This is a genomic window from Amycolatopsis sp. NPDC004747 (assembly GCF_053601335.1).
The window spans coordinates 39,775-64,467 of the sequence record NZ_JBSGBQ010000030.1; the positions used below are offsets into that span (position 1 = coordinate 39,775).

The 24,693-nt window shown below is 73.0% G+C and carries 24 protein-coding genes; 13 read left to right on the forward strand and 11 right to left on the reverse strand.

Annotated elements, in window-relative coordinates; translation table 11 throughout:
• Window positions 1-101 precede the first annotated feature (101 nt).
• The 3 genes from ACWEGE_RS36055 to ACWEGE_RS36065 form a co-directional block, all read right to left on the reverse strand.
• Window positions 102-965, reverse strand: coding sequence for an alpha/beta fold hydrolase (locus ACWEGE_RS36055; protein ID WP_449664959.1), 864 nt, complete (start codon window positions 963-965; stop codon window positions 102-104).
• A 136-nt stretch (window positions 966-1,101) separates the two neighbouring features.
• Window positions 1,102-1,863, reverse strand: coding sequence for a lysophospholipid acyltransferase family protein (locus ACWEGE_RS36060; protein WP_449664960.1), 762 nt, complete (start codon window positions 1,861-1,863; stop codon window positions 1,102-1,104).
• 78 nt (window positions 1,864-1,941) lie between these two features.
• Window positions 1,942-2,346 carry a nitroreductase family deazaflavin-dependent oxidoreductase gene (locus ACWEGE_RS36065; RefSeq protein ID WP_449664961.1) on the reverse strand — a complete coding sequence of 135 codons (405 nt, stop codon included), beginning with the start codon at window positions 2,344-2,346 and terminating at the stop codon, window positions 1,942-1,944.
• Window positions 2,347-2,561: 215 nt separating this feature from the next.
• Between ACWEGE_RS36065 and ACWEGE_RS36070 the strand changes: the two genes are divergently transcribed.
• From ACWEGE_RS36070 to ACWEGE_RS36095, 6 genes are all read left to right on the forward strand, one after another.
• Complete coding sequence (locus ACWEGE_RS36070) at window positions 2,562-3,602, forward strand: LacI family DNA-binding transcriptional regulator (RefSeq protein ID WP_449664962.1); 1,041 nt, start codon at window positions 2,562-2,564, stop codon at window positions 3,600-3,602.
• Window positions 3,603-3,685: 83 nt separating this feature from the next.
• Complete coding sequence (locus tag ACWEGE_RS36075) at window positions 3,686-4,819, forward strand: DUF993 family protein (protein ID WP_449664963.1); 1,134 nt, start codon at window positions 3,686-3,688, stop codon at window positions 4,817-4,819.
• A complete protein-coding gene (locus ACWEGE_RS36080) occupies window positions 4,819-5,631 on the forward strand; it encodes a sugar phosphate isomerase/epimerase family protein (protein ID WP_449664964.1) in 813 nt (270 codons plus the stop codon). Before ACWEGE_RS36075 ends, ACWEGE_RS36080 begins: the two co-directional genes overlap by 1 nt.
• 51 nt (window positions 5,632-5,682) lie before the next feature.
• Window positions 5,683-6,348 (forward strand): IclR family transcriptional regulator, encoded by a 666-nt coding sequence (locus tag ACWEGE_RS36085; RefSeq protein WP_449664965.1) that lies wholly within the window; start codon window positions 5,683-5,685, stop codon window positions 6,346-6,348.
• A 47-nt stretch (window positions 6,349-6,395) separates the two neighbouring features.
• Window positions 6,396-7,106, forward strand: coding sequence for a response regulator transcription factor (locus ACWEGE_RS36090; protein ID WP_449664966.1), 711 nt, complete (start codon window positions 6,396-6,398; stop codon window positions 7,104-7,106).
• 2 nt (window positions 7,107-7,108) lie between these two features.
• Window positions 7,109-8,389 (forward strand): sensor histidine kinase, encoded by a 1,281-nt coding sequence (locus ACWEGE_RS36095; protein WP_449664967.1) that lies wholly within the window; start codon window positions 7,109-7,111, stop codon window positions 8,387-8,389.
• A gap of 79 nt (window positions 8,390-8,468) precedes the next feature.
• Here ACWEGE_RS36095 and ACWEGE_RS36100 read toward each other — a convergent pair whose 3' ends face one another.
• Entirely contained in the window at window positions 8,469-9,290 is an 822-nt protein-coding gene (locus tag ACWEGE_RS36100; RefSeq protein ID WP_449664968.1) for an SCO6745 family protein, read from the reverse strand.
• Between the two features lie 220 nt (window positions 9,291-9,510).
• Here ACWEGE_RS36100 and ACWEGE_RS36105 point away from each other — a divergent pair, with 220 nt between their 5' ends.
• From ACWEGE_RS36105 to ACWEGE_RS36120, 4 genes are all read left to right on the forward strand, one after another.
• Window positions 9,511-10,902: an amino acid permease gene (locus ACWEGE_RS36105; RefSeq protein WP_449664969.1), complete on the forward strand. Its 1,392-nt coding sequence runs from the start codon at window positions 9,511-9,513 to the stop codon at window positions 10,900-10,902.
• A complete protein-coding gene (locus ACWEGE_RS36110; RefSeq protein ID WP_449664970.1) occupies window positions 10,899-11,642 on the forward strand; it encodes a carbon-nitrogen hydrolase family protein in 744 nt (247 codons plus the stop codon). The genes ACWEGE_RS36105 and ACWEGE_RS36110 overlap by 4 nt, the downstream gene beginning before the upstream one ends.
• On the forward strand, window positions 11,639-13,330 hold the full coding sequence (locus tag ACWEGE_RS36115) for a flavin monoamine oxidase family protein (RefSeq protein WP_449664971.1): 1,692 nt from the start codon (window positions 11,639-11,641) through the stop codon (window positions 13,328-13,330). The genes ACWEGE_RS36110 and ACWEGE_RS36115 overlap by 4 nt, the downstream gene beginning before the upstream one ends.
• Before the next feature lie 81 nt (window positions 13,331-13,411).
• Window positions 13,412-14,077 carry a TetR/AcrR family transcriptional regulator gene (locus ACWEGE_RS36120; RefSeq protein WP_449664972.1) on the forward strand — a complete coding sequence of 222 codons (666 nt, stop codon included), beginning with the start codon at window positions 13,412-13,414 and terminating at the stop codon, window positions 14,075-14,077.
• Window positions 14,078-14,185: 108 nt separating this feature from the next.
• Here ACWEGE_RS36120 and ACWEGE_RS36125 read toward each other — a convergent pair whose 3' ends face one another.
• Complete coding sequence (locus ACWEGE_RS36125) at window positions 14,186-14,917, reverse strand: TetR/AcrR family transcriptional regulator (protein WP_449664973.1); 732 nt, start codon at window positions 14,915-14,917, stop codon at window positions 14,186-14,188.
• A gap of 67 nt (window positions 14,918-14,984) precedes the next feature.
• On the opposite strand from ACWEGE_RS36125, the gene ACWEGE_RS36130 reads away from it, so the two are divergent.
• Both ACWEGE_RS36130 and ACWEGE_RS36135 read left to right on the forward strand, forming a co-directional pair.
• Window positions 14,985-15,854: an alpha/beta fold hydrolase gene (locus tag ACWEGE_RS36130; protein WP_449664974.1), complete on the forward strand. Its 870-nt coding sequence runs from the start codon at window positions 14,985-14,987 to the stop codon at window positions 15,852-15,854.
• A 73-nt stretch (window positions 15,855-15,927) separates the two neighbouring features.
• Window positions 15,928-16,344 carry a hypothetical protein gene (locus tag ACWEGE_RS36135; protein WP_449664975.1) on the forward strand — a complete coding sequence of 139 codons (417 nt, stop codon included), beginning with the start codon at window positions 15,928-15,930 and terminating at the stop codon, window positions 16,342-16,344.
• Window positions 16,345-16,610: 266 nt separating this feature from the next.
• On the opposite strand, the gene ACWEGE_RS36140 is transcribed toward ACWEGE_RS36135, so the two are convergent.
• Entirely contained in the window at window positions 16,611-17,834 is a 1,224-nt protein-coding gene (locus ACWEGE_RS36140; protein ID WP_449664976.1) for a PucR family transcriptional regulator, read from the reverse strand.
• A gap of 102 nt (window positions 17,835-17,936) precedes the next feature.
• Between ACWEGE_RS36140 and ACWEGE_RS36145 the strand changes: the two genes are divergently transcribed.
• The gene (locus tag ACWEGE_RS36145; RefSeq protein WP_449665028.1) at window positions 17,937-18,782 is read left to right on the forward strand and encodes an SGNH/GDSL hydrolase family protein; all 846 of its coding nucleotides are present in this window, start codon (window positions 17,937-17,939) and stop codon (window positions 18,780-18,782) included.
• Here the strand turns inward: ACWEGE_RS36145 and ACWEGE_RS36150 are convergent.
• Genes ACWEGE_RS36150 through ACWEGE_RS36170 form a run of 5 tightly spaced genes read right to left on the reverse strand, consistent with a single transcriptional unit; the run spans window position 18,772 to window position 24,631 of the window.
• Window positions 18,772-19,290 carry a pyridoxamine 5'-phosphate oxidase family protein gene (locus ACWEGE_RS36150; RefSeq protein ID WP_449664977.1) on the reverse strand — a complete coding sequence of 173 codons (519 nt, stop codon included), beginning with the start codon at window positions 19,288-19,290 and terminating at the stop codon, window positions 18,772-18,774. The genes ACWEGE_RS36145 and ACWEGE_RS36150 overlap by 11 nt on opposite strands.
• 2 nt (window positions 19,291-19,292) lie before the next feature.
• Window positions 19,293-20,276 (reverse strand): LLM class F420-dependent oxidoreductase, encoded by a 984-nt coding sequence (locus tag ACWEGE_RS36155; protein WP_449664978.1) that lies wholly within the window; start codon window positions 20,274-20,276, stop codon window positions 19,293-19,295.
• Window positions 20,273-21,466 (reverse strand): acetyl-CoA acetyltransferase, encoded by a 1,194-nt coding sequence (locus tag ACWEGE_RS36160; RefSeq protein WP_449664979.1) that lies wholly within the window; start codon window positions 21,464-21,466, stop codon window positions 20,273-20,275. The genes ACWEGE_RS36155 and ACWEGE_RS36160 overlap by 4 nt, the downstream gene beginning before the upstream one ends.
• A gap of 4 nt (window positions 21,467-21,470) precedes the next feature.
• Window positions 21,471-23,162 (reverse strand): class I adenylate-forming enzyme family protein, encoded by a 1,692-nt coding sequence (locus ACWEGE_RS36165; RefSeq protein WP_449664980.1) that lies wholly within the window; start codon window positions 23,160-23,162, stop codon window positions 21,471-21,473.
• Window positions 23,159-24,631, reverse strand: a complete 1,473-nt coding sequence (locus ACWEGE_RS36170; RefSeq protein WP_449664981.1) for a carotenoid oxygenase family protein — start codon at window positions 24,629-24,631, stop codon at window positions 23,159-23,161. Before ACWEGE_RS36170 ends, ACWEGE_RS36165 begins: the two co-directional genes overlap by 4 nt.
• Between the last annotated feature and the right edge of the window lie 62 nt (window positions 24,632-24,693).

A 24,693-nucleotide genomic window follows, 5' to 3' on the forward strand; every position in this document is an offset into this window, starting at 1 on the left:
CACCGCACACCACCCCAGCGGCGGCGCGGCAACCAAGGCCGCCCCAGCCTCAAGCCACCGAACACCACCCCAGCGGCGGCACCACCGCCAAGTCCGCCCCCTCAAGCAGCGATCAGCCCCCGCAGTGCCGCCACCACCTCCTCCGGCCGTTCCTCCGGCAGGAAGTGCCCGCAGTCCAGCACGTGCGTCCGCAGGTCCGGCGCCCACGAACCCCACACCGCCGCCGGGTCGAACGGCAGCCGGCCACCAGGTCGCTGCCACAGCGCCGCCACCGGCATCGGCAGCCTCCTCCCCGCCGCGCGGTCGGCCGCGTCGTGCTCCGCGTCCACCGTTGCGCTCGCGCGGTAGTCCGCGCACACCGCCGCGATCGCCTCCGGGGTCGAAGCCGCCGCCAGGTACTCCTGGCGGACCGGTGGCGGGATCGCCGCCGGGTCGCGGGACCACGTGTCCAGGAAGTGCCCGAAGAACTCCGCCGGCGCCGCGCCGAGCAGCCGCTCCGGCAGCGGCGGCGGGTGCGCGAGCAGGAACAGGTGGAACGCGAACACCCCGTCGGTGCCCGTCAGCGACTCCCACAGGTCCACGGCCGGGATCACGTCGAGCACCGCCAGGTGGCTGACCGCCGCGGGGTGGTCGAGCGCCGCCCGGAACGCCACCAGTGCGCCCCGGTCGTGGCCCGCCAGCGCGAACCGCTCGTGCCCCAGCCCCCGGACCAGCTCGACGACCTCCGCCGCCATCCGCCGCTTCGAGTAGTCACCCGGTGGCTTGTCGCTGCCGCCGTAGCCGCGCAGGTCGGGGCAGATCACCCGGTGCTCGCGCGCCAGCCGCACCGCCACCTCCCGCCAGGCGAGGTGCGTCTGCGGAAACCCGTGCAGCAGCACCACCGGCGGCCCGGCGCCGCCTTGCGCGACGCCGAGGTGCCCGCCGCCGGCGGGGATCCGCTCGTAGGAGAACCCGGAGATCGTCATACCGGCAGGCTCTCACCCACCACCGACAATTTCCGGGGCCGCGGGTGGCGGCGCCCCCACCTCGGGGCGAAGCCCCGGACGCCACTGACATTTTTCCGGGGCCGCGGGTGGCGAAGCCCGGACGCCACCGACGGTTTCAGGCGGCTGCCGGCCGCTTCTCGCCGCGGATCGACTCCAGCAGGGCGGTCACCTCGCCCATGATCCGCGCCGTCGCCTCCTCCAGCACCTCCCGCGTCAGCTCGCGCCCCACGAGGTCCGAAAGGTCGACCGGCGGCCCGGCGACCAGCTCGACGGTCTTGCGCGGCAGCACGCGCGGGACCTTCGCCGTCGGCGGCAGCAGGTGGTGGGTCCCCCAGTTGGCCACCGGGATCACCGGCGCCCCGGTCTCCAGCGCGGCCCGCACCACGCCGGTCTTGCCGCGCATCGGCCAGCCGTCCGGGTCGTTCGAGAACGTGCCCTCCGGGAAGATCGCCACGCATTCGCCCGCCCGCACGGACGCCACCAGGTCGCGGTAGGCCTCCGCGGCCGTCGCCGCGCCGCGGTACACCGGGATGTGGCGCCCCGAGCGCATCACACGACCGACCACCGGCAGCTTCCACAGAGACGCCTTCGCCAGGTAGCGCGGCACGCGGCCGGCGGCGAGGCAGAACGCCGTGAGCGTCGTGGGGTCGGCGAACGACAGGTGGTTCGACGCCACCAGCACGCCACCGGTCTTCGGGATGTGGTGGGAGCCCCGGACGCGGAACCGGGCGGTCTGGACGAGGAACTGCCACACCACCTCGATGGCGAAGCTGTACCAGGCACCACGGCCGGCGCGGGCGAAGCGCCGGCCGTAGGCGAACATCTGGCGTCGGGTGAGCAGCTCACCTTCGGTGTCCAGGGCGGTCCAGCGGTCCATGACTGTCATTCGTAGCCCACGACCGGCCGGATCGGCCCGTGCCCGCGCCGAACGCGGCGCAGATCACAGCAAGAAAACTCAGAGCCGCTCGAGCACCACGACGGGGATCTCGCGGTCGGTCTTCTCGGCGTAGGAGTTGTAGTCCGGCCAGACGGCGGCGAGCTTCTCCCACAGCTTCGCGCGCTCCTCGCCGGAGGTCGTGCGCGCGCGGGCCTTGAACTTGTCCGCCTTGATCTGCACGCCGACCTCGGGGTGCTCGACGAGGTTGAGGTACCAGCCGGGGTGGTTCGGCGCGCCGCCCTTGGAGGCCACGATCACCGCGTTCCCGTCGACTTCCTGGTAGATCAGGGCGAACTTGCGCTCCTGCCCGGTCTTGCGCCCGGTGGTGGTCAAGACCAGTGTCGGGACGCCTTCCTTCCACTCGTGGCCGACCTCGCCATCGGTCTCCTCGTAGCGGCGGACGTGCTCGTCACCGAACAGCATGCGGGTTCCTTTCGCGTCGATCGGCAGTGGCGGGCTCACCACTTGAAGGTTCTCCTTGTTTCCAACAAACCCGCGCCGCGCGATCTTCCCGCCCGTTTTCACTCGTTCGGGGGAGGTCCCCCGAGCAGCGGCTTCTCCCGGCACACCCCCCTCCCAGTAGATTGCACCGACCGAGCACGCCGAGACACTCGAGACCGATCTTGGAGGAGCCAGCCATGAAGGCCCGGCCGCACGTGACACTCGAAGACGTGGCACGCAGCGCGAACGTCTCGCTCGCGACGGCGTCGCGGGTGCTCAACGGCACCGCGTCCGTCCGCGCCGACCTGCGGGAGCGGGTGTCCGCCGCCGCGGCCGAACTGGCCTACGCCCCCAACGCGCACGCACAGGCCCTCGCCGGCGGCACGCACCGCACGGTCGGCGTGATCTGCCACGACGTCAGCGACCCGTACTTCGCCGCCATCGCGGGCGGGGTGATGCGGGTGGCCACCGACAACGGGCTGCTCGTCATGCTCGCCGGCACCTTCCGCGACCCGGACCGCGAAGTCGCCTACGTCTCGACCCTGCGCGCGCAGCGGGCCGCGGCGATCCTGCTGATCGGCTCGGCGTTCGAGGACCGGGCGTGGGAACGCGCGATGGCCGCCGAGCTGGAGCCCTACCGCCGCGGCGGCGGTCAGGTCGCGGCGGTCAGCCGCCACCGCGGGCTCAAGATCGACACCGTGCAGCCGGACAACAAGGGCGGCGCCGCCGCGCTGGCCAAGGAACTCGTCGGCCTCGGCCACAAGCGGTTCGCCGTGCTGGCCGGGCCGCGGCGGCTGAGCACCGTGATCGACCGGCTGGCCGGCTTCTCCGGCGAGCTGGCCGAGCACGGCATCGAACTGCGCGAAGAAGACGTCGTCGAGGCCGCGTTCAGCCGCGACGGCGGCTACGAGGCGACCAAGCGGCTGCTCGCCGGCCGCAGGCGCAAGCTGCCGACCTGCCTGTTCGCCGTCACCGACGTGATGGCGATCGGGGCGATGACGGCGTTGCGCGAGGAAGGCCTGTCCGTACCCGGCGACATCTCGGTGGCCGGCTTCGACGACATCCCGGTGGTCCGCGACCTGGCCCCGGCGCTGACCACGGTGCGGCTGCCGCTGGAGGAACTCGGCGAACGCGCGATGGACCTGGCGATCAAGGGCTCCGCGGGTGCCCGGCCGCGGACGGTCCGGCTGTCCGGCGAAGTCGTCCTCCGCGAAAGCACCGGACGCCCCAAACGCTGAGGCCCACCGGGCCTTGCCGCAGGCGCGGCACAGGCCCTACCGTGGGTTGAGAAAGCGCTTTCTGAACCTTCCGGAGGTCCTCGATGCTCGTGCTCCCGGCACCCGGCGGCGAGCTGCTGAACTGGTCCCCGTCCGGGCCGCGGCCACCGGCACCCCCGAAGACATCGCCGTCTTCGCGCATCGCCTACGCCGCCGCCCACGTCGTCGCGGACGCGCTGGCCGACGAGCCCTACGCCGTGGACTGGGACACGACGCTGGCCTTCCGCGAGCACCTCTGGTCGTCCGGGCTCGGCGTCGCCGAGGCGATGGACACCGCGCAGCGCGGCATGGGCCTGGACTGGGCGACGACGCGGGAGCTGGTGACCCGCACCGGCGCGGTCGCCGCCGGGCGGCGCTGGTGCGCCGGCGTCGGGACCGACCAGCTGCCGCCGGGCCCGGCCACCGTGGCGTCCATTGTGGACGCGTGGCGCGAGCAGCTCGACCTGGTCGGCGGCGCGGGCGCGGTCCCGGTCGTGATGGCCAGCCGGGCGCTGGCCGCCGCGGCCGAGCGCCCCGATGACTACCACGCGGCGTACGGGAAGCTGCTGTCTGAAGCGGGTGGCCCGGTCCTGCTGCACTGGCTGGGCGAGCAGTTCGACCCGGCGCTGGCCGGGTACTGGGGCCACGAAGACGTCCGCGCCGCCGCCCGCGAACTGGCGGCGCTGTGCACCGAACACGCGGGCACGATCGCCGGGGTGAAGGTTTCGGTGCTCGACGCCGAGGTCGAGGTCGAGTTCCGCCGGGCGCTCCCGGACGGCGTCGCCTGCTACACCGGCGACGACTTCAACTACCCGGAGCTGATCGCCGGCGACGCCGACGGCCACAGCGAGGCCCTGCTCGGCATCTTCGACCCGCTCGCCCCGGTCGCGGCCGCGGCCCTGGCCCACCTCGACGACGGCGACCCGGCCGGGTTCCGCGCCCTGCTCGACCCGACCGTGGCCCTGTCCCGCGAGATCTTCCGCGCGCCGACCCGGCACTACAAGACCGGCGTGGTGTTCCTGGCCCACCTCAACGGCCACCAGGACCACTTCCGGATGATCGCCGGGCAGGAGTCCGCGCGCACGATCACCCACCTGGCGACGTTGCTGCGGCTGGCCGACGAAGCCGGCGTGCTGGCCGACCCCGACCTGGCCGAGGCCCGGATGCGGCCGCTGCTGCAGGTCGCGGGGGTCGCGTGATGGACCCCCGGCTGAGCCTCAACCAGATCACCACGAAGTCCTGGTCGCTGCCCGAGGCCGTGGCCGGCTGCGCCGAGGCGGGCGTCGGCTGGATCGGGCTGTGGCGCGACAAGGTCGCCGAGACCGGCGTCGACGCGGCCGCGCGGCTGCTCAAGGAGCACGGTGTCCGGGTTTCGTCGTTGTGCCGCGGTGGGTTCTTCACCGGCGTGACGCCGGAAGGGTCCCCTGTGGACGGTGTGGCGCAGACCCGGGAGGCGATCGACGAAGCCGCCGCGCTCGGCGCCGGCGTGCTCGTGCTGGTCGTGGGCGGGATCGCGGGCAACGACCTCGCCGCGTCCCGGCAGCGGGTCGCCGACGCCGTCGGCGAGCTCGCGCCGTACGCCGGCGAGCGCGGGGTCCGGCTCGGCCTGGAGCCGCTGCACCCGATGCAGTGCGCGGAGCGGTCGGTGCTGTCCACTGTGGAGCAGGCGCTGGCGATCGCGCGGGAGCACCCCGCCGAGCAGGTCGGCGTGATCGTCGACGAGTTCCACGTCTGGTGGGACCCGCGGATCGAGGAGTCGATCGCCGCGGCCGCCGGCCGGATCGCCGGGTTCCACGTCTGCGACGTCCTGGTGCCGCTCCCGGACCCGCTGCTGGGCCGTGCCCTGCCCGGCGACGGGCCGATCGACCACCGCCGGCTGCGCGCGGCCGTCGAGGCCGCGGGCTACACCGGCCCGATCGAGGTCGAGGTGTTCAACGCCGAGCTGTGGGCCCGGCCGGGCGGGGACGTGCTCGCGGAGACCGTTGCGGCGTTCGAGCGACACGTGGCCTGAATCCGTCCACCTGGCGGTACGCTGGTTCCATCAAGCGGACGGGGGCGCTCGATGACGGCGGACGACGACGGCGGGGTCCGCAGCGTGCTGCGCGCGTTCGACCTGCTCGCCCTCTTCACCGAACACCGCCGGACCTGGGCGGTCAAGGACCTCACCGCGGCCAGCGGCCTGGCGAAGACCACGGTGCTGCGGCTGGTCGCCACCTGCGAGCAGCGCGGGCTGCTGTGGACGCGGCCGGACGGGCGGATCACCGTCGGGCCGGGCATGCTGCGGTGGGCGCAGCTGGCGAACACGGCGTGGCAGCTGCCGGAGCCGGTCCGGGAGGTGCTGCGCGAGCTGGCCCGCGACTGCGGCGAAACGGTGAACCTCTACGTGCGCAGCACCGCCGTGCTGGTCTGCGTGGCCCAGCAGGAGGGGGCGCGGACCATCCGGCACGTGGGCCGGGTTGGCGACGAGCTGCCGCTGCGGTGCGGGGCCGCCGGCCAGGTCCTCGCCGAGGCGGCCGGGGACACCGCGGTCAGCCACGGCGAGCCGGAGGCGGGCGCGTCGAGCATCGCCGCCGCGGTGCGCGACGACGAGGGCCGGGTGCTGGCCGCGCTGGCGATCACCGGACCGACCAGCCGGTTCGGACCGGCGGAAAGCACTGTGCTAACCGAAGCGGTGGCCGGGGCGGCCCGGCGGATATCGCGGATCGGGCTCGGTACGCGGACGGAATAGCCCACAATCCGCCGGTTTCCGCGGCAACGTTGGTTAGGCTGCCCGGCATGCCGAACCTGCTGGTGGTGGAAGACGACGCGGCGATCGGCAGCGTGCTCGAATCGACCCTGCGGCTGCACGGTCACCAGGTGTGCTGGCGCCGTGACGGGCGGACCGCCCTGCAGTCCGCCGAATCCGGCGATTTCGACCTCGTGCTGCTCGACCTCGGCCTGCCCGACCTGGACGGCGTCGAGGTCTGCCGCCGCCTGCGGGCCGCGCTGCCCGCCACCGTGCTCGTCATCCTGACCGCGCGCCAGGAGGAGATGGACGTCGTCGTCGGTCTCGACGCCGGCGCCGACGACTACCTCACCAAGCCGATCCGGCTGGGCGAGCTGCTGGCCAGGGTGCGGGCGCACCTGCGGCGCGGCGCGCCGGCCGGGGCCCGGCCCCCGGTGACCATCGGCGGGCTGACCGTCGACATCGCCGGCCGCCGCGCCACCCTCGGCGGCCGCGAGGTGGTGCTGCGCGCCAAGGAGTTCGACCTGCTGGCCCGGCTCGCCGAGCAGCCCGGCGTCGCGGTCAGCCGGGAGACGCTGATGTCCGAGGTCTGGGACGCGCACTGGTACGGCTCGACGAAGACGCTGGACGTGCACATCGCGGCGGTGCGCCGCAAGCTCTCGGCCGCCGCCGGGCCCGACGACGAGGTGCCGCGGATCGCCACCCTGCGCGGGCACGGCTACCGCCTGGAGGACCCCGCCCGGTCCGCGGCCGAAGGGTAGCCGTGCGCCGCCGGATCACCTCGCTGACGGTGCTGGCCGCGCTCGTCGCCACCCTGCTGTTCGCGCTGCCGCTGGGCTTCGCGGTGTGGCAGTACTACCACGACGACGTGAAGGGCGACTTGGAGCGGGCCGCGGACACGGTCGCGCTCGCCGTGTCGGGGGACCTGAACGCCGGGCGGGTGCCGGCCGTGCCGCTGCTCGACGAAGAGGACGGCGAGGGCGAGGTCGGGGTCTACGCCCCGGACGGGCGGCTGCTCGCCGGGCACGGGCCCGCCGTGGGCGGCCCGGTCGAGCGGCAGGCGGCGATGGCCAAGGAGGACGTTGTCATCGGCCGAGAAGGCGACGAGATAGCGCTCGCGGTGCCGGTGCTCAGCGGCCCCCGGGTGACCGGCGTGGTCCGCGCCGCGCTGCCGGAGTCCGGGCTGGGGCTGCGGATCGTGCTGACCTGGCTCGGCATGGCCGGGCTCGCGGTCGCGACGACCGGGGTGAGCTGGCTGCTGGCCCGGCGGTTCACCAAGCGGCTCGTCCGGCCCCTGGAGGAGCTCGCCGCCGCGGCCGAGCAGCTCGGCGACGGCGACTTCACGGCCCGGTCCCCGCGCGCGGGCATCCCGGAGATCGACCAGGTCGGCGAGACGCTGGACGCCACGGCGGCCCGGATCGGCTCGACGCTGGAGCGCGAACGGGCGTTCTCCGCGGAGGCGTCGCACCAGCTGCGCACGCCGCTGACCGGGCTGCGCCTGCAGCTCGAAGCCGCGCTGGAGGCCCCGTCGGCGGACCCGTACGCGGCCATCCGCGCCGGCATCGCGTCCGCCGACCGGCTGGAGCGCACCATCGAAGACCTCCTGGCGCTCGGCCGGGAACGCCGGGCCCCGCGGGCCGAACTGGACCTCGGCGCGCTCCTCGAGGAGATCCGGCAGGCCGGCGAAGCCCTGCTCGGGCCGCAGGGACGTGCCGTGCGGATCCGCCTGGAGGACCCGCCCCCGGCGCACGTGGCGGCCGCGGCGGTCCGGCAGGTCCTGGGCGTGCTGCTGGACAACGCGGCGACGCACGGCCGCGGCACGGTCACGGTCCTGGCCCGCGACGCCGGTGACGCGCTCGCCATCGACGTCGCCGACGAAGGCCCGGACCTCGGCGAAACGGACCCGTTCGCGACGACGCCCACCGGCCACGGCATCGGCCTCCGGCTGGCCCGCGGCCTCGCCGAAGCCGAAGGCGGCCGCCTCCGGCTCAGCCGTCCCGACCCACCCACGTTCACCCTCCTCCTCCCCGCCGCCCCACCGTGACCGGCTCCGGCCGGGTGGTCTGCCGCGGCTCGTCGTGAGTGGCAAGGAGGGTCAGAACCCTCTTCACCACTCACGACCGCTACATCGGGAAGGTGGCCCGGAAGGTCTTCGAGAGGGGTTCGAGGTCGGCGATGAGGCTGTCGAGTTCGGTGGGGGTCAGTGCGGTGTAGGGCGCTTCGGCGAGCTGGTCGGTCAGGGCCTCGACGCGGTCCTTCGTGGCTTGGCCGTCGGCGGTGAGCCAGCCGTCGGAGCCGACCAAGCCGCGGGCGCGCATGCCGTCGACGACCGCCGCCAGCTGCGCGGCCGGGAGGTGCCAGACCCGGCCGAACTGCTCCGCCGGCGTGCCCACGGACAGGGCGTGGAGCACGTGGGCCTCCGTCCCGCCCACCCCCTCGGTCACCAGGGCGATGACGTGGCCGTCGCCGCGGTGCTCCCGCAACAGGGTGGCCGCGTGCCACAGCCGGGCCACCGGCTCTTCCGGGACCGGCAGCGCACGCAGGGCGGCGAACAGCGCGCGTCCCTCCACCGGGGCACTGGTCGCCGCCTTCAGCAGCAGGTCGGCGGCGCGGGCGACGGCGGGATCGTCAGCGAGGGCGCCGAGGATCCGGCGCATTCCCGCAACGCAGCCCCGTTCTCGGGCGGCCAGCGCCGCCTCGGGCGTGGTGAGGTCCCAGACACCCGGGAGGTGGCGGGCCACCTCGCCGGGGGCGAAGTTGTAGAAGATCGCGTGGACGACCTCCGCCGGCACCCCACGGCCCAGCGGCGCGGCCCGGCCGGCGAAGTAGGCGTCCCAGACGTTGCGCAGGCCGAGTGCCAGCAGGGCCTCGTCCGACTCGTCGGCGAAGTAGGGCACCAGGCCGATCGGCTCGACCAGGTCGTACATGCGGCGGGCGACGGGCATTTCTTCCCCCTGCGGGTCTCCGCGGCGCCCTGGCGGCGGCCGCTCTCACCCTTGCCACGAACAGCTCACCCCGGATCCGACAACCCTGTCGCGAGGAAAATCCGATGCGGAACGAATCGCCACGATCAAACGTCGATGTGCAATGAATCACCTGTGATTCATCTGTACGCGCAACGTCCTCCTGTTTTGAGCTCCGGAAACGACCGTTACCGTCGTCGGTATGACTCTGCGAGCCGCGACGGTGCGGCGGAAACCGGTCGCCGACCTGGTCGCCGAAGGTGATCATGGCACGTTGAAGCGGTCACTCGGCCTCGGGCAGCTCACCATGCTCAGCATCGGGGCGACGCTGGGCAGCGGCATCTTCGTCGTGCTCGGCGAGGCCGTCCCGGTGGCCGGCCCGGCGGTGGTGCTCTCGTTCGTGCTCGCCGGCGTCACGGCGTTGTTCTCGGCCCTCTCCTACGCCGAGCTGGCCGGGATGATCCCGCTGTCCGGTTCGTCCTACTCCTACACCTACGCAACGCTCGGCGAGCTCGTCGCCTGGGTCTGCGGGTGGTGCCTGGTGCTCGAATACGGCGTCTCGGTCGCCTCCGTCGCCGTCGGCTGGGGCCAGTACCTCAACGAGCTCCTGCGGCTGGCCTTCGGCTTCGCCATCCCGGACGCGCTGAGCCGGCCGCCCGGCTCCGGCGGGGTCGTCAACGTGCCCGCCATCCTCGTCGTCGTCCTCGCGATGGTCCTGCTGCTCTCCGGCGCCAAGGAGAGCGCGCGGGCCAATGCCGTCATGGTCGTGGTCAAGATCGGCACGCTGGTGCTGTTCTGCGCGATCGCGTTCAGCGCGGTGCAGGCGAAGAACTTCACGCCGTTCCTGCCGCTGGGGCTGGCCGGGCTGAGCGCCGGCGGCGCCAAGCTGTTCTTCTCCTACATCGGCTTCGACGCGGCTTCGACCGCCGGCGAAGAGGCGAAGAACCCGCAGCGCGACCTGCCGCGGGCGATCCTGCTCTCCCTCGGCATCGTGACCGTGCTGTACTGCCTGGTCGCCGTGGCCGCCGTCGGCGCCCTGCCGTGGCAGCGGTTCGACGGCCAGGAAGCCGCGCTCTCGCACGTGCTCGACGTCGTCTCGGACAACCCGTTCTGGGCCGGGCTGCTGGCCGTCGGCGCGATCGTGGCGATCTCCAGCGTGGTGCTGACCGTCCTCTACGGACAGACCCGCATCCTGTTCGCGATGTCCCGCGACGGCCTGGTCCCGGCCGCCCTGTCCAAAGTGGACGCGAAGACCGGCTCGCCGCGGACCAACACCCTGGTCGTCTCGGCCTTCGTCGCCGTACTGGCCGCCTTCATCCCGCTCGGCAAGCTGGCCGACGCCACCAGCATCGGCACGCTGTTCGCGTTCGGCCTGGTCAACGTCGCCGTGCTGATCCTGCGCCGCCGCCAGCCCGACCGCCCGCGGACGTTCCGCGTCCCGCTTTCGCCGGTCACGCCGGTCCTGGGCGTGCTCTGCTGCGGCTACATGATGTTCAGCCTCGACGGCGCCACCTGGCTGGTCTTCGGCGCCTGGATGGTGCTCGGCCTGCTGATCTACTTCGGTTACGGGATCCGGAAGTCGAGGCTGGCATGAGGGTCGCGATCCACCAGGGCCCGCTGGACGACCTCGGCGAAACCGACGCCGACCTGGTCGTCACCGCGGAGATGAGCACCACGGGCTACCACATCGGCGCGCGCACGCACGAGCTCGCCGAGCCCGCCGACGGGCCCACCGCGGCCCGGATGTCCGCGCGGGCCCGGCAACTGGGCACCGCGCTGGCCTACGGCTACCCGGAGACCGACGGCGAGCACGTCTACAACAGCGTCCAGCTCGTCGACGCGACCGGGCGGCGGCTCGCCAACTACCGCAAGACGCACCTCTTCGGCGACCTCGACAAGGCGTGGTTCACCCCCGGCGACGAGCCGGTGGTGCAGGCCGACCTCGGCGGCCTCCGGATCGGGCTGCTCATCTGCTACGACGTCGAGTTCCCGGAGCTGGTCCGCGCGCACGCGTTGGCCGGCACCGAGCTGCTGGTCGTGCCGACCGCACTGATGAGCCCGTACGAGCTGGTCGCCGACACGCTGGTGCCCGCGCGGGCCTACGAAAGCCAGCTGTTCGTCGCCTACGCGAACCGCTGCGACACCGAGCGGGAGCTGACCTACTGCGGGCGGTCCTGCGTCGTGGCCCCGACCGGCGAGGTGCTCGCCCGCGCCGGCGCCGGGCCCGAGGTGATCGCCGCCGACGTCACGCGGGAGGCGCTGGCCGCCTCCCGCCTGGAAAACACCCACCTGGCCGACCGACGGCCCGAACTGTACCGGGGAAACACCGCATGACCTCCGCCGTCCCGACCGCGATCCACCACGACGAACCGGCGGGCCGCCCGATCACGATGTTCGGCCCCGACTTCCCGTTCGCCTACGACGACCACCTCGCCCACCCCGCCGGCCTGGGCACGCTGCCCGCCGAGCGGCACGGCACCGAGGTCGCCGTGATCGGCGGCGGCCTCTCCGGCATCGTCACCGCGTACGAGCTGATGAAGCTCGGCCTGCGGCCGGTGGTGTACGAGATCGCCGAAATCGGCGGCCGGCTGCGGACCGTGCGGTTCCCCGGCTGCCCGGACGACGTCGTCGCCGAGATGGGCGCGATGCGCTTCCCGCCCGCGTCGACCGCGCTGTTCCACTACATCGACAAGGTGGGGCTCGAAACCACGCCGTTCCCGAACCCGCTCGCGCCGGGGACGCCGAGCACCGTCGTCGACCTCAAGGGAGAGAGCCACTACGCGCGCACACCCGAGGACCTGCCCGCCGTCTTCCGCGAGGTCGCCTCGGCCTGGGACCGGACGCTGGCCGAGCACGCCTCCTTCGCCGAGATGCAGACGGCGATCCGCGACCGCGACGCGAAGACGATCAAGCGGCTGTGGAACGAGCTCGTCCCGAAACTGGACAACCAGACGTTCTACGGCTTCCTCTGCGACTCCCCGGCGTTCGCCTCCTTCCGCCACCGCGAGATCTTCGGCCAGGTCGGCTTCGGCACCGGCGGCTGGGACACCGATTTCCCGAACTCCATCCTGGAGATCCTGCGCGTGGTCTACACCGGAGCCGACGACGAGCACCGCAGCATCGTCGGCGGCAGCAGGCAGCTGCCGTTGCGGCTGTGGGAGCACGCCCCCGAAGACATCGCTTTCTGGCCGGCCGGCACCAGCCTGAGCACCCTGCACGGCGGTCGGCCGGAGCCCGGTGTCGCGCGGCTGCACCGCACGGCGCCCGGCAACATCACCGTGACCGACGCGCGCGGCCGCATCCGGACGTATCCGGCGGCCGTGTTCACCGCGCAGAGCTGGATGCTGCTGTCGAACATCGAGTGCGACGAAGCGCTCTTCCCGATCGACCACTGGACGGCGATCGAGCGCACGCACTACATGGCGTCGTCGAAGGTGTTCGTGCCGGTCGACCGGCCGTTCTGGCTGGACCGCGACCCGGCCACCGGCCGCGACGCGATGAGCATGACGCTCACCGACCGGATGCCCCGCGGCACGTACCTGCTCGGCGACGACCCCGCGAAGCCCGCGGTGATCTGCCTGTCCTACACGTGGGCCGACGACTCGCTGAAGTGGCTGCCGCTGTCCGTCGGCGAACGCGTCGAAGTCATGCTGCAGTCGCTGCGCGAGATCTACCCCGGCGTCGACGTCCGGCGGCACCTCATCGGCGACCCGGTGACCGTGTCGTGGGAGGCCGAACCGCACTTCATGGGCGCGTTCAAGGCGAACCTGCCCGGCCACTACCGCTACCAGCAGCGGCTGTTCACGCACTTCGTGCAGGACGAGCTGCCGGCGCGGTACCGCGGCCTGTTCCTGGCCGGCGACGACATCTCGTGGACGGCGGGCTGGGCCGAGGGCGCGGTGCAGACGGCGCTGAACGCGGTGTGGGGCGTCCTGCACCACTTCGGCGGGGTAACCGATCCGGCGAATCCGGGCCCGGGTGACGGCTTCGCGGACCTCGCGCCGATCACTCTCCCGGACTGACCGTGCCCCGATCGTGGGAGCACGTCCGACAACGCGCGCGACTGGCCTGCTCCGCGCAACGGCGCGTGCGACGATGGGCGGATGAACACCGAGCCGGCGCCGAGATGGCGAAGACTGGAACCGGACGAACGGAAGGAACAGATCTACGCTTGTGCGGCGCGGCTGTTCGGTGAGCGTCCCTATTCCGCAGTGTCCACTTCGGACATAGCCGCGGCGGCCGGGGTGGCCCGCGGGCTGATCAACCACTACTTCGGCACGAAACGCGAACTGTACCTGGAAATCATCCGCCGCGCGCTGACCGTGCCGCGGCTGGCCGTCGAGATCCTCCCCGACGGGCCGCTCGAACTGCGGGCCGACGTCGCCATCGAGTGGTTCCTCGACATGGTCACCAGCCAGGAGCGGATGTGGCTGGCCGCGATCGCGCCCGAAGGCATCGGCCGCGACCTCGAGGTGGAGCGCATCCTCGAAGAAGCCGACCGCGAATCCGCCGACCGCGTGCTCGAGGCCGTGGGGCTGTCACGCGAGAGCGACCACGGGCCGGAGCTCAACGCGCTGGTGCGCGCGTTCGGCGGGATGGTGAAGTCGGCGGGCCGGGAGTGGCTCGTGCGCCGGTCGCTGACGCGGGAGCAGGTGCACCTGCTGCTGTCGAAATCGCTGGTGACCCTCGTCGGCGAGATCTTCCCGGCCATCCAGGCGAAGCCGCCGCGCACCGGCCCGCCCACGCCCCGGCAGGGCGAATCCGGGTAGACCGAAGCCCCCGGCGCCACGAGGGGGAGGAGGGCGCCAGGGGCTCCGGGTCAGTGGGCGAACCACCGACGCACGCCCACGGTACGCCGACGCACTGTCAAGTTGCTGTCAACCCGAGATGTCCTGTTTGCGAAGTTCGGCCAAGCGGTGGGCGAGGCCGTCGAGACACCGCCGGACCGCGTAGTCGTAGAGCTGCGCGTAATAGCCCGACGCGAGGTCCGGGTCGCCCATCAGGTCGTGCATCGCCGCGCCCAGCTCGGCCATCCCCGGCAGGTCGGACCGCTCGCGGTAGGTCGCGTACTCCTCGGTGTTGTCGAGCCGCAGCGCGAGCGCGCCGTCGCGGTCGTCTTCCATCGCGACGAACTGGCACGCGGTCATCAGCAGCAGGTTGTAGGCCAGCACGCTTTCGCGGCCGAACCCGGCGGTCAGCAGCACCCCGACACCCGCGTCGATCGTGCGCGTGGCCGCTTCGACGGACGGGCCGAACAGCGCCAGCCGCCGCGCGCAGCCCGGGTAGGTCCGCAGCACCGCGCGCAGGCCGGCCAGCAGCTCGGTGAACCACTCCTGCCACGGCAGCTGCTCGTCCGGCAGCTCCAGCAGCCCGACGACCCGGTCGACGACGGCGTTCACCACCGCGTCCCGGTCGCCGACGTGGTGGTAGATCACCGCCGGGTAGGCCTCCACCGAGCGGGCGAGCTCCCGCAGCGTCCAGTTGTCCAGGCCGCGCTGGGCGGTGAGGGCGGTGGCCGCGCTGACGATGCAGTCGGCCGTCAGCGCCGGCAGCCCCGCCGCGGCCCGCGACCGGGGGCGCTGTCCCGTGCCCGAGGATGAGGTCGGCATGGGGGGTAACGGTAACGGCACCGGCGGGCCCGGTGCCAGCTCCGCACGGGTACGGCAGGATCGGGGCATGGCACGCGCACAGGCCAACGGTCTCGAGCTGGAGTACGACACCTTCGGCGATCCGGCGGCCCCGCCGCTGGTCCTCGTGATGGGCCTCGGCGCCCAGATGATCACCTGGGAGGACGGTTTCTGCGAGCTGCTCGCCGGCCGCGGGCTCTTCGTCGTGCGGTACGACAACCGGGACGTCGGGCTCTCGACGTGGCTCGACCACCTGCCGCCGCCGGATCTGGCCGCGCTGGCGGCCGGCGACCTGTCGAGCGCGCCGTACACGCTCTCGGACCTGGCCGACGACGCCGTCGGGCTGTTCGACGCGCTGGGTATCGCCCGGGCCCACGTGGTGGGGGCGTCGATGGGCGGGATGATCGTGCAGCAGCTGGCCATCGACCACCCGGACCGGCTGCTGTCGATCACGTCCATCATGTCGACCACCGGGAACCCCGCGGTCGGGCAGGCCGAGCCGTGGGCGCTGGCGCTGCTGACCCGGCCGCCGGCGTCGACGCGGGAGCAGGCGCTGGCGGACAGCGTCGAGGGCTACCGGAAGCTCGGCTCCCCCGGCTACCCGGACGACGAGGCGTTCCTGCTGGCCAAGGCGGCGTTGCACTACGACCGCGCCCGCCACCCGGTGGGCACGCTGCGCCACGCGGCGGCGGTGGTGGCGTCGGGCGACCGCACGGCCCGCCTGCGCGGCGTGCGGCTGCCGGCCCTGGTCGTCCACGGCGACGCGGACCCGCTGATCAACGTGAGCGGCGGCGAGGCGACGGCGGAGGCGATCCCGGGTGCGGAGCTGGTCGTGATCCCCGGCATGGGGCACAACCTGCCGCGCGCGGTCTGGCCCACGCTCGCCGACGCGGTGGAGGGCGTCGTAAAGAGAGCGTAAAGATCCCGGGGCACGGCGTAGGGAAGGTGTCCTGGCTCACGCCGTCTCCCGGTCCTTGGGCTGGGCTGGGCGGATGACAGACGGCTTCGGATTCCCGTTCGGATGCGTGGCGGCGGTCGCCGCGGTGATCGTGGCCGACCTCCTCGGAGCGACGAGTCATCCCTGGTACGCGCTGGTCACCTCGGGCGCGGTCGTCCTGGCTTTCGCCCACCGGAGTTCCTTCGCGGCGGCGACGGGGGTGGCGGTGGTCGCCTGGGCCCTGCACACGGGCTTCGTCCTCGGCCGCTTCGGGGAGCTCACCTTCGACCGCGCCTCCGGCCTCGCTGCGCTCGTCCTCGCCTCGGCCCTGGTCGCCGGGCTCGTCGCCCGCGCCGTGTCGTCCCTCCAGTCACGCGTGTCGTCCGCCCAGGCACGCGTGTCGTCCATCCCGGTACGCGAGTCGTCCGTCCGGGTACGCGAGTTCGCCGGTCGAGTCCTCCGGGTTCCGTGAACCGCCCCTCCAAGTACGCCGGCCGACCGTCCCGGTACGCAAGTTCGCCGGCCGGGCCACGGCCGGGTCCCCGTGCGGGGAGGGTCGGCCGGCGTGATCGGGGGCGCATCTCACGTGTTTGGGGGCGCATCTCCCGTGATTGGGCGCGTATCTCGCGTGATTCGAGGGGCATCTCGCGTGATTGGGCGGGCATCTCGCGTGATTGAAGGGACGACACGCGTACCTGGAGGGACGACACGCGTACCTGGGAGGACGACACGGTGGTGTCAGGGGTGGGCGGCGCGGCGGGCGGCCGAGGCCGCGATTATGCGGGGCAGGCCGGCCGGGCTGAGGGGGTCGATGCCCGTCAGGTCGCGGATGCGGCGGAGGCGGTAGTCGACCGTGTTGGGGTGGACGTGGAGCCGGGCCGCGGTGCGGCGGCGGTTCGTTTCCAGGGCCAGGTACGTGTCGAGGGTCTCGACGAGCTCGGGGTGCGCGTCCAGCGGGTCCAACGCCGCCGCCAGGCGGTCGCGGGCCGCTCCCGGGCGGGTCAGCTGGTACTCGACCAGGACGTCGTCGAGGCGGTACAGCCCCGGCTCCCGGCCGAACCAGCGCAGCACGTCCAGCACCTCGCCGGTCTGCGCCGCCGCCGCGCGAACCTCCGGCGGCGCCGCCGTTTCCGCCGCCGCCAGCACGGTCACGCCCGCCGCGCGCCCGGCGGCGGCCAGCACCTCGTCCCAGTCCGGGAGCCGGCCGGCCACCGGGAGCAGGACGAGTCCGCCGGGGCCGTCCAGTGACGCGAGCACGCCGTCGCCGCAGAACCGTTCGAACGCCGCCAGGAACCGGCGGAGCTTGCGGCGGACGGCGATCCCGGCGTCCACCCCCGGCGACTCCTCGTCGGCGTGCGGCCCGAGTTCGACGTTCAGCACGAGGTACCGCGCGGGCAGCGTGATCCCGGCGCTGCGGGCGACGACGTCGACCGGGCCGCCGTCGACGAGCACCGACAGCAGCGTCCGGCGCGCGGTGTGCTCCTGCCCGACCTTCGTCCGCAGCTCCTCCAGGTACCCGCGGGTCACCGCGCCGGTGACCGTGCCGACGAACGCCAGCACCCGGTCCGCGACTTCGAGCAGGTCGGCGACGTCCGCGCGGCCCGAAGATGCCGATCCGACGGCGAAGATCTCCCGCGCACCGACGTGGTAGGCGGTCAGCACCGCCTCCAGCGGGAAGCCTTCCTCCGCCCGCCGGACCGCGGACGCGCCGACCTGCCGCAGCTCGGCCGCGTCGAGCTCCCGGTCCTCGCGCAGGCTGCGCGCGAACGCCCGCACCGCCTGCCGGGTGATGCCCGCGATGTCGCCGGCCAGTTCCTCCACCGGCAGCCGCCGGTAGTCCGCGACCTCGGCCTGGATCCGCTCGAGCACCCGGGCGATCAGCTCGGGCTCTTCCCGGGTGAGCCGCTCGTGCACGCGCTGCCCGCCGAGGGTGAGGTCCCCGCCGCACTTGTGCTCGGTCACAACCGATCCCCCCGTTCTCTGCCCGGATTCCCAGTCAATCCGGTGACGGCCCGTGCCGATGGTGTCACGGAGACCAACAGTGTCAAGGAGGACACCGTGCGAGTGAGGACAACGGCGTTCATCGCGATCCTGGTCACCGCGCTGACGGGCGCGGCGGCGGGCCCGGCGGCCGCGGGCACCGGCGGCGAGTACGTGGCACTGGGCGATTCGGCGGCCGCCGGACCGCTGATCCTGCCCTGGGACCTCTCCTCCCCCGGCTGCCTCCGCTCCCTGCTCGACTACCCGCACGTCGCCGCGAAGCAGCTCGGCGTGCCGCTGAAGGACGTCACCTGCTCCGGCGCGACGACGGCGGACATGACCGCCCCGCAGCAGACGTCGGCCGGCGCGGTGCCCCCGCAGCTGGACGCGCTGAGCGAGCAGACCCGCACGGTGTCCGTGACGATCGGCGGCAACGACGTCGGCCTGGTCGGCGCCGCGACGAGCTGCATCAACCCGCTGCCCGGCGTGGTCCCCGACTGCGTCGACCGGTACACCGCGGGCGGCCACGACCAGCTGGCCGAGAAGATCGCCGCGTTCGAGCCGGTGTGGGGCGCGCTGCTGGACGCGATCCACGCGAAGGCACCGAACGCCGACGTCTTCGTGGCCGGGTACGGCACCTACCTGCCGCACAACGGCTGCTGGCCGGTCGCGCCGCTGACCCCGCGCGACGCCAACTACATCCAGGGCAGCATCGACAGGACCAACGCCGCCCTCGCCCGGCAGGCCGCCGCGCACGACGCGCACTACGTCGACGTCCGGACCGCCTCGGTCGGGCACGACGTCTGCAAGCGGCCCGGCGTGAAGTGGTTCGAGAGCCTGGTCCCGACGTCGGTAGCCGCGCCGCTGCACCCGAACGAGGACGGCATGGCGGCGATCGGCGGGCTGGTCGCCTCGGCGGTCAGCGGCTGAAGTCCCAGCGGGTGGCGCCGTGCGGCTCGGCGGTGGCGACACCGATGGCCCGGTGCAGCGTGAGCCGGTACAGGTGCCAGGGCGCCGGCCCGGCACTGGCCGCCATGAAGGGCGCGTTGAACCCGCCGTCCTCCACCGTGGCGGGCCAGCCGCCCTCGCGGTAGACGGCCGCCACCCGCTCGAGGGTCTCCGGGTCGGCGATCCGGTGCGCCGCTCCCTCCATGGTGAGGTCCAGGCCGCGCAGCCGCACCGACACGCTGCACGCCGGGTTCGCCGCCAGGTTGCGGGCCCGGCGCGTGCCCGGCCCGCTCACGAAGTACAGGGCGTCGTCCACCCAGATGGCCCCGACGCCGGCGGCGTGCGGCCGTCCGTCGGGCCGGACGGTCCCGACGAAGAACGTCAGGTCTTCCTTGGGGGTCTGGGTGGCGAGGAGGTCGCGCGCCCTGCTCCACGGCAGCGCCGCGAGGCCGGACCGGTCGAGGTTCCTGGTTTCGCTGGCTTCAGTCATGCCTACGCGTCGAACGGGACGACGGCGGATCGACACGCGACGAGAGTTTTCGCGCCGCCAGGGTCGTCGTCGCTGGTCGCGGGCACGATCGCCAGCTCGTCGACACCGGCCTTCGCGTACTCGGCGGCCTTCGCGGCGATCTCGGCGCCGGACCCGAGCAGCCCGACCGCGGCGATGGCCTCGACCGGCACCGCGGCCAGGAGCTCGCGCGGGTGCGGGCGGGTGCGTGCGAAGTCGACCAGGTCGCCGAACCCTTCGGCGCGGAACATGTCGGCGTAGCCCGGCGCGGCGAGGTAGCCGACGACGCCGCGGCGCAGCTGCTCGGTTTCCGCCGGGCCCGGGTCGGCCGCGCCGACCACCCACGCCGCCACCGGCGGCGGGGTGGTGCCCGCGCGCGCCGCGGCCGCGTTCAGCCCGCGCACCAGCGTCGCCGCGGCTGCCGGGCTGACCAGGTTCACGACCATCCGGTCGGCGTGCCGCGCGGCGACGTCGAGGGCACGCGGGCCGAAGGCGGCGATCGTCAGGGGCGACTTCGGGGCGGCCAGCCGCAACCGGTACCCCCGCGAGCCAACCACCTGGCCGTCCACAGTGGACTTCTCGCCCGCCAGGAGCTGCCGGACCGCGATCGCGGACTCCGCCAGCGCCGTCGCCGCACGCGAGCGCGACCGCCCGTGCCAGCCGCGCACGACGACGTCGCTGGACGTCCCCAACGCGACCCCGGTCGACCGGCCGGTCAGCGCCGCCACCGACGCGACGCCCACGGCGATGGTCGCCGGGTCCCGCACGGTCACCGCCAAGGGCCCGAAGGTCAGGGAAATCCGCGAGGTGGCCGCGCCGATCGCCGTCCCCAACGCGAAGGCATCCCACGTCGCCATCTCGCCGATCCACAGCTCGGGGTAGCCCGCGGCCTCGGCCGCGCGGGCCGTCTCCAGCGCCTCCTCCGGCGGCCGGTCCTGCCAGAGCCCCAGCGACACCGACAACCTCATGCGGCGGCCTGCACGATCATGGTGACCACCGTGGTGAACGACCCGCCGACGTTGAGCGTCAACGCCGTCCGCGCGCCCCCGACCTGCGTCTCGCCCGCCGTGCCCGAGACCTGCCGGGCCGCGTCGCGCAGCATGCGGACGCCGGTGGCGCCGACGGGGTGGCCGAGGCCGATCAGGCCGCCGCCCGGGTTGATCCCGGCCGCGTCGAGGCCGCCGCCGTCGATGAACCGGCCGCCTTCGCCGGGCGGGGCCGCACCGAGGTGCTCCAGCGCGACCAGGCCCGTGATGGTGAAGCAGTCGTGCAGTTCGACGACGTCGAGCGCGCCGGCGCCGGGAACGCCCGCCCGCCGGTAGGCGTCGGCGACGGCGCCGCGCAGGTGCGGGAACAGGTACTCGCCGCCGGAAGCGATCTTCTCGCGCAACCCGATGTGGGACGTCCGGTGCCCGAACCCCGCGATGCGGGGGAACCCGCCGCCGAGCCGTTCCGCGAAGGCGGGCGAGGCCAGCAGGACCGCCGCGGCGCCGTCGGTGATCCGGCCGCAGTCCTGCTTGCGCAGGCTGCCCTCGATGACGGGGTTGAGCTCGTCGTCGGGTCCGAACGAGCCGGCCGGGAACCGCCAGTCACGGGCCTGGGCCAGCGGGTTCAGCGCCGCCCTGGCGAACGCGTGCTCGGCGAACTGCCCGAGAGGCTCGGGGTCGAGGCCGTAGCGCGAGTCGTAGGCGGACGCGACGTCGGCGAACAGCGCGGGCCACGGGAACTTCGCGGTGACGGCCTCGTGCCCGGCCCACGCGGCGGACCCGAGGTGCTCGGCGGCCCGCTGCCCGTCGACGTTGCGCATCAGCTCGACGCCGACGACCAGCGCCAGGTCGTAGCGGCCCGCTTCGAGGTCCGCGCACGCGGCGAGCACCGCGGTGCTGCCGGAGGCGCACGCGGCTTCGTGCCGGGTCGAGGGCACGCCGTCCAGCTCCGGCACGGCCGCCACCAGCAGCCCGCCGAGCTGGGCCTGACCGGTGAACAGCTCGGCGGCGAGGTTCCCGACGTGCGCGACTTCGACGTCTTCGGCGCTCACGCGAGCGTCCGCGAGGGCCGCGGGCACGACCTCGGCGAACAGCTCGAGCAGCCCGCGCCCTTCCTTCGTGAAGTTGCGCGCGAAGTCGGTCTGCGCCCCGCCCAGCACGAACACCGTCATGGCCTCACCCCAAGCTCTCCCGCAGCTGCCGCTTCAGGATCTTCCCCACCGGGTTGCGGGGCAAGGCGTCGGCGTACTCGAGCCGTTCCGGCAGCTTGAACGCGGCCACCTTCTTCTCGCGCAGGTACGCGACCAGCTCGTCCAGGCTCGGCTTGCGCGAACCGGGCACGACGACCGCGCACACCCGCTCCCCCATGACGTCGTCGGGCACGCCGATCACGCCGACGTCGGCGACGTCCGGGTGCCCGGACAGCAGGCCCTCGACCTCGGCGGGCGAGATGTTCATGCCGCCGCGGATCACCAGGTCCTTCATCCGGTCGACGTACTTCAGGAACTCCCCGCGCTCACCGGCGATCTCGAAGACGTCGCCGGTGCGGAAGTGGCCGTCGTCGTCGAAGGACGCCGTGTCCAGTGGCTCGCCCATCTCCTTGAGGTACCCGGCGAAGACCGTCGGCCCGGCGATGTGCAGCTCGCCGGGGCGCCCGGGTCCGGTCACGTGCTCGCCGGTGGCCGGGTCGTGCAGCCGCACCGACGTCCAGCCGGCGACCGGGGTCGACCAGGTGACGTCCGAGGCGTAGTTCGGGAAGTAGCTCGCGCACTGGTCCGGGTCCGGGATGTCCACCGGGCCGGACAGCAGCGCGGTGCCTTCGTTCGAGCCGAAGAAGTTGATGATGTCGATGCCGTACCGCTCGGCCCAGCTGCGCACGAGCCACGGCGAAAGCGGCGCCGAACCCGACCCGATCTTGCGCAGCGCCGAGATGTCCACTCCGGACAGGATCTTTTCGTTGTGCAGCAGCATGGTCAGCAGCGCCGGCGGCGCGAGGGTGTAGGTCACCCGCTCGGCCGCGAGCTGCCCCAGGAACACCGGCAGGTCGAACGGGTGGTGCGGGACGAACACGGCGCCGGTCAGCAGCCACGGCAGGAACATGCCGCCGATGCCGGCCATGTTCGTCATCGGGAACGGCGAAAGCAGGACGTCTTCGCGGGTCATCCCGGCGGCCTGGACGCAGCCGCGCGCGGTCGCGAGCCAGTCGCCGTGGCAGCGCGGGACCGCCTTCGGTTCGGCTTCGGTGCCGGACGTCCAGCAGATGGTCACGCAGTCGTTCACGTCGGCTTCGGTCAGCCGGGAGTCCAAAGTAGATTTCTCCGCCGCGGACAGTGGCGCTTCGGGCCAGGCCAGGGCGCCGGCCGGTTCGTCGTCCCCCGAGGCGACGACGAACCGGACCGGCTGCGCCGAAGCGCCGATTAGCCCAAGGGCCGCCCCGGCGAGCTCGTGCTCGCCGTATCTGGATGCGGTCACCACCCCGACGGCGCCGGTGCGCCGGCACATCGGGCCGAGCTCGTGTTCCCGGTAGGCCACCGGGAACGGGGTGACGATCGCGCCGATCCGCACGATCGCGAGGAACGCCTGGACCAGGGCCGAGCAGTTCGGCAACTGCACGGCCACGACGTCGCCTGCCCGCACCCCTCTGGCGAGCAGGAACGCGGCCAGGACGTCGACGCGTTCGTCGAGCCGGTTCCAGGTCCACCGCACCGGGTCGCGTCCGACCAGTGCGGTGGTGTTCGGTGGATCGACCAGCGCGAGACCCTCCGGGTCGGCACTGACCCGCTCCTTCACGAGCCGGTCGATCGTCTCCGCACTCCACCATCCCCGCGTCCGGAAGTCCCGGGCGCGACCCTCTCGATGGCATCTCATGAACGGAGGTTTTCCAGCTGGTCCGCCCGGACCCAGGTCGCGTGAAAACCGAGCGGGACACGCTGGGGAAGCAGGACCCTGGCCACGGGTCCGGCAGCGAGATCGGCGGCGTCGAAGATGTCCAGTTCCGAGCGTCCCTCGCGCTCGTCCTGCACGAACGTCACCAGATAACCGTCCGCCGAATCGGCGGCTGCTCCGTCGCGGGGTGCGAACGGGGCCTCACTGCCCCACCGGCCGGGACCGAACCGGTATTCGGTCTTTGTGCCGGCAAGATTGTCGTGGCGCACCAGCCCGTCGAACTTCAGCGTCGACTCGGGCGAGATGTGCACCGCGTAGGAGTACCGGTTCGCCCGTCCGACACCGCGGGCGTCGACGGTCGGGAACTCGGTGTTGTCGTCGTCGAGCGGCGCCTCGTGGCACGCGCCGGTCCGCAGGTCGAAGCGGTAGCGGTGCAGCTGGGCGTCCAGGCGCAGGTAGGAGAGCATCTTCGCGAGCGGCGTGTGCGCGTCGGCGCGCGGCTGCGGGCGCTGCACGCGGCAGACGTCGAGGACGACTTCGCTGCCCTCTTCCCACGCGTTGACGACGTGGTAGATGTAGCACGGGCTCGCCTCGAACCACCGGATCTGGCTACCGTCTCCGTAGCGTGGCAGGACGCCGAAGCGGCTCGGCATCGAGCGGTCGAAGTGCAGCTTGTGGCGGCCCTGCTTCGCCGCCTCGAGGTCCTGGACCAGCGGCAGGTCCATCAGCACCGCGTAGTGCTCGGTGATGGCCATGTCGTGCGGCAGGCGCGGGCCGGGCAGCTCCACTTCGGTGGTGCGCACGACCTTGCCGTCCGCGCTGATCACGCCGTAGCGCAGGTACGGCGGGCGAGGGCCGTAGTCGAACCAGAACAGCTCGCCGGTGGTCTCGTCGACCTTCGGGTGGGCCATCATGTCGCCGGCCAGCGTGCCGAGGAAGTCGTCGGCGCCGAGGGTCTCCAGCGAGAGCGGGTCGACCGCGTACGGCGAGCCGCACAGGTACCAGGTGGCGAGGATCCGGCCGCGGTGGAAGACGACGTCGGTGTTGGCGTTGTCCTTGAGGCCCAGGCCGTGGGTGTTGCCGAAAGGGTTGTCCTTCGGGTTCTCCATGACGCCGGTCCAGAGCGCCCGGCCGGCCGCGGACTCGGCTTCGAAGGCCTTCGTGCGGACCCAGCGGTTGCGGTAGCGGGCCTTGCCGTTCTCCAGGTGGACCGCGTGGATCATGCCGTCACCGTCGAACCAGTGGTAGCGGCCTTCCGGGGCGAACCGCGGGTTCGGGCCGTTGCGCAGGTAGACGCCGTTGAGGTCCTTCGGGATTTCGCCGACGACCTGCAGGTCTTCGGCGTCGATCTCGGTGCCGACCGGGGCGTAGACGCCGAGCAGGTAGGGGTTCGCCTCGGCCGCGTCCGCCGTCCGGGCCACCATCAGCGGCTGTTCGGAGGTGCTGGTCATCGGGCTGCTCCCTGGCTGCGCGGGCTGATGGAGATGAGACTATGATTTGTGTACCCAGGTGT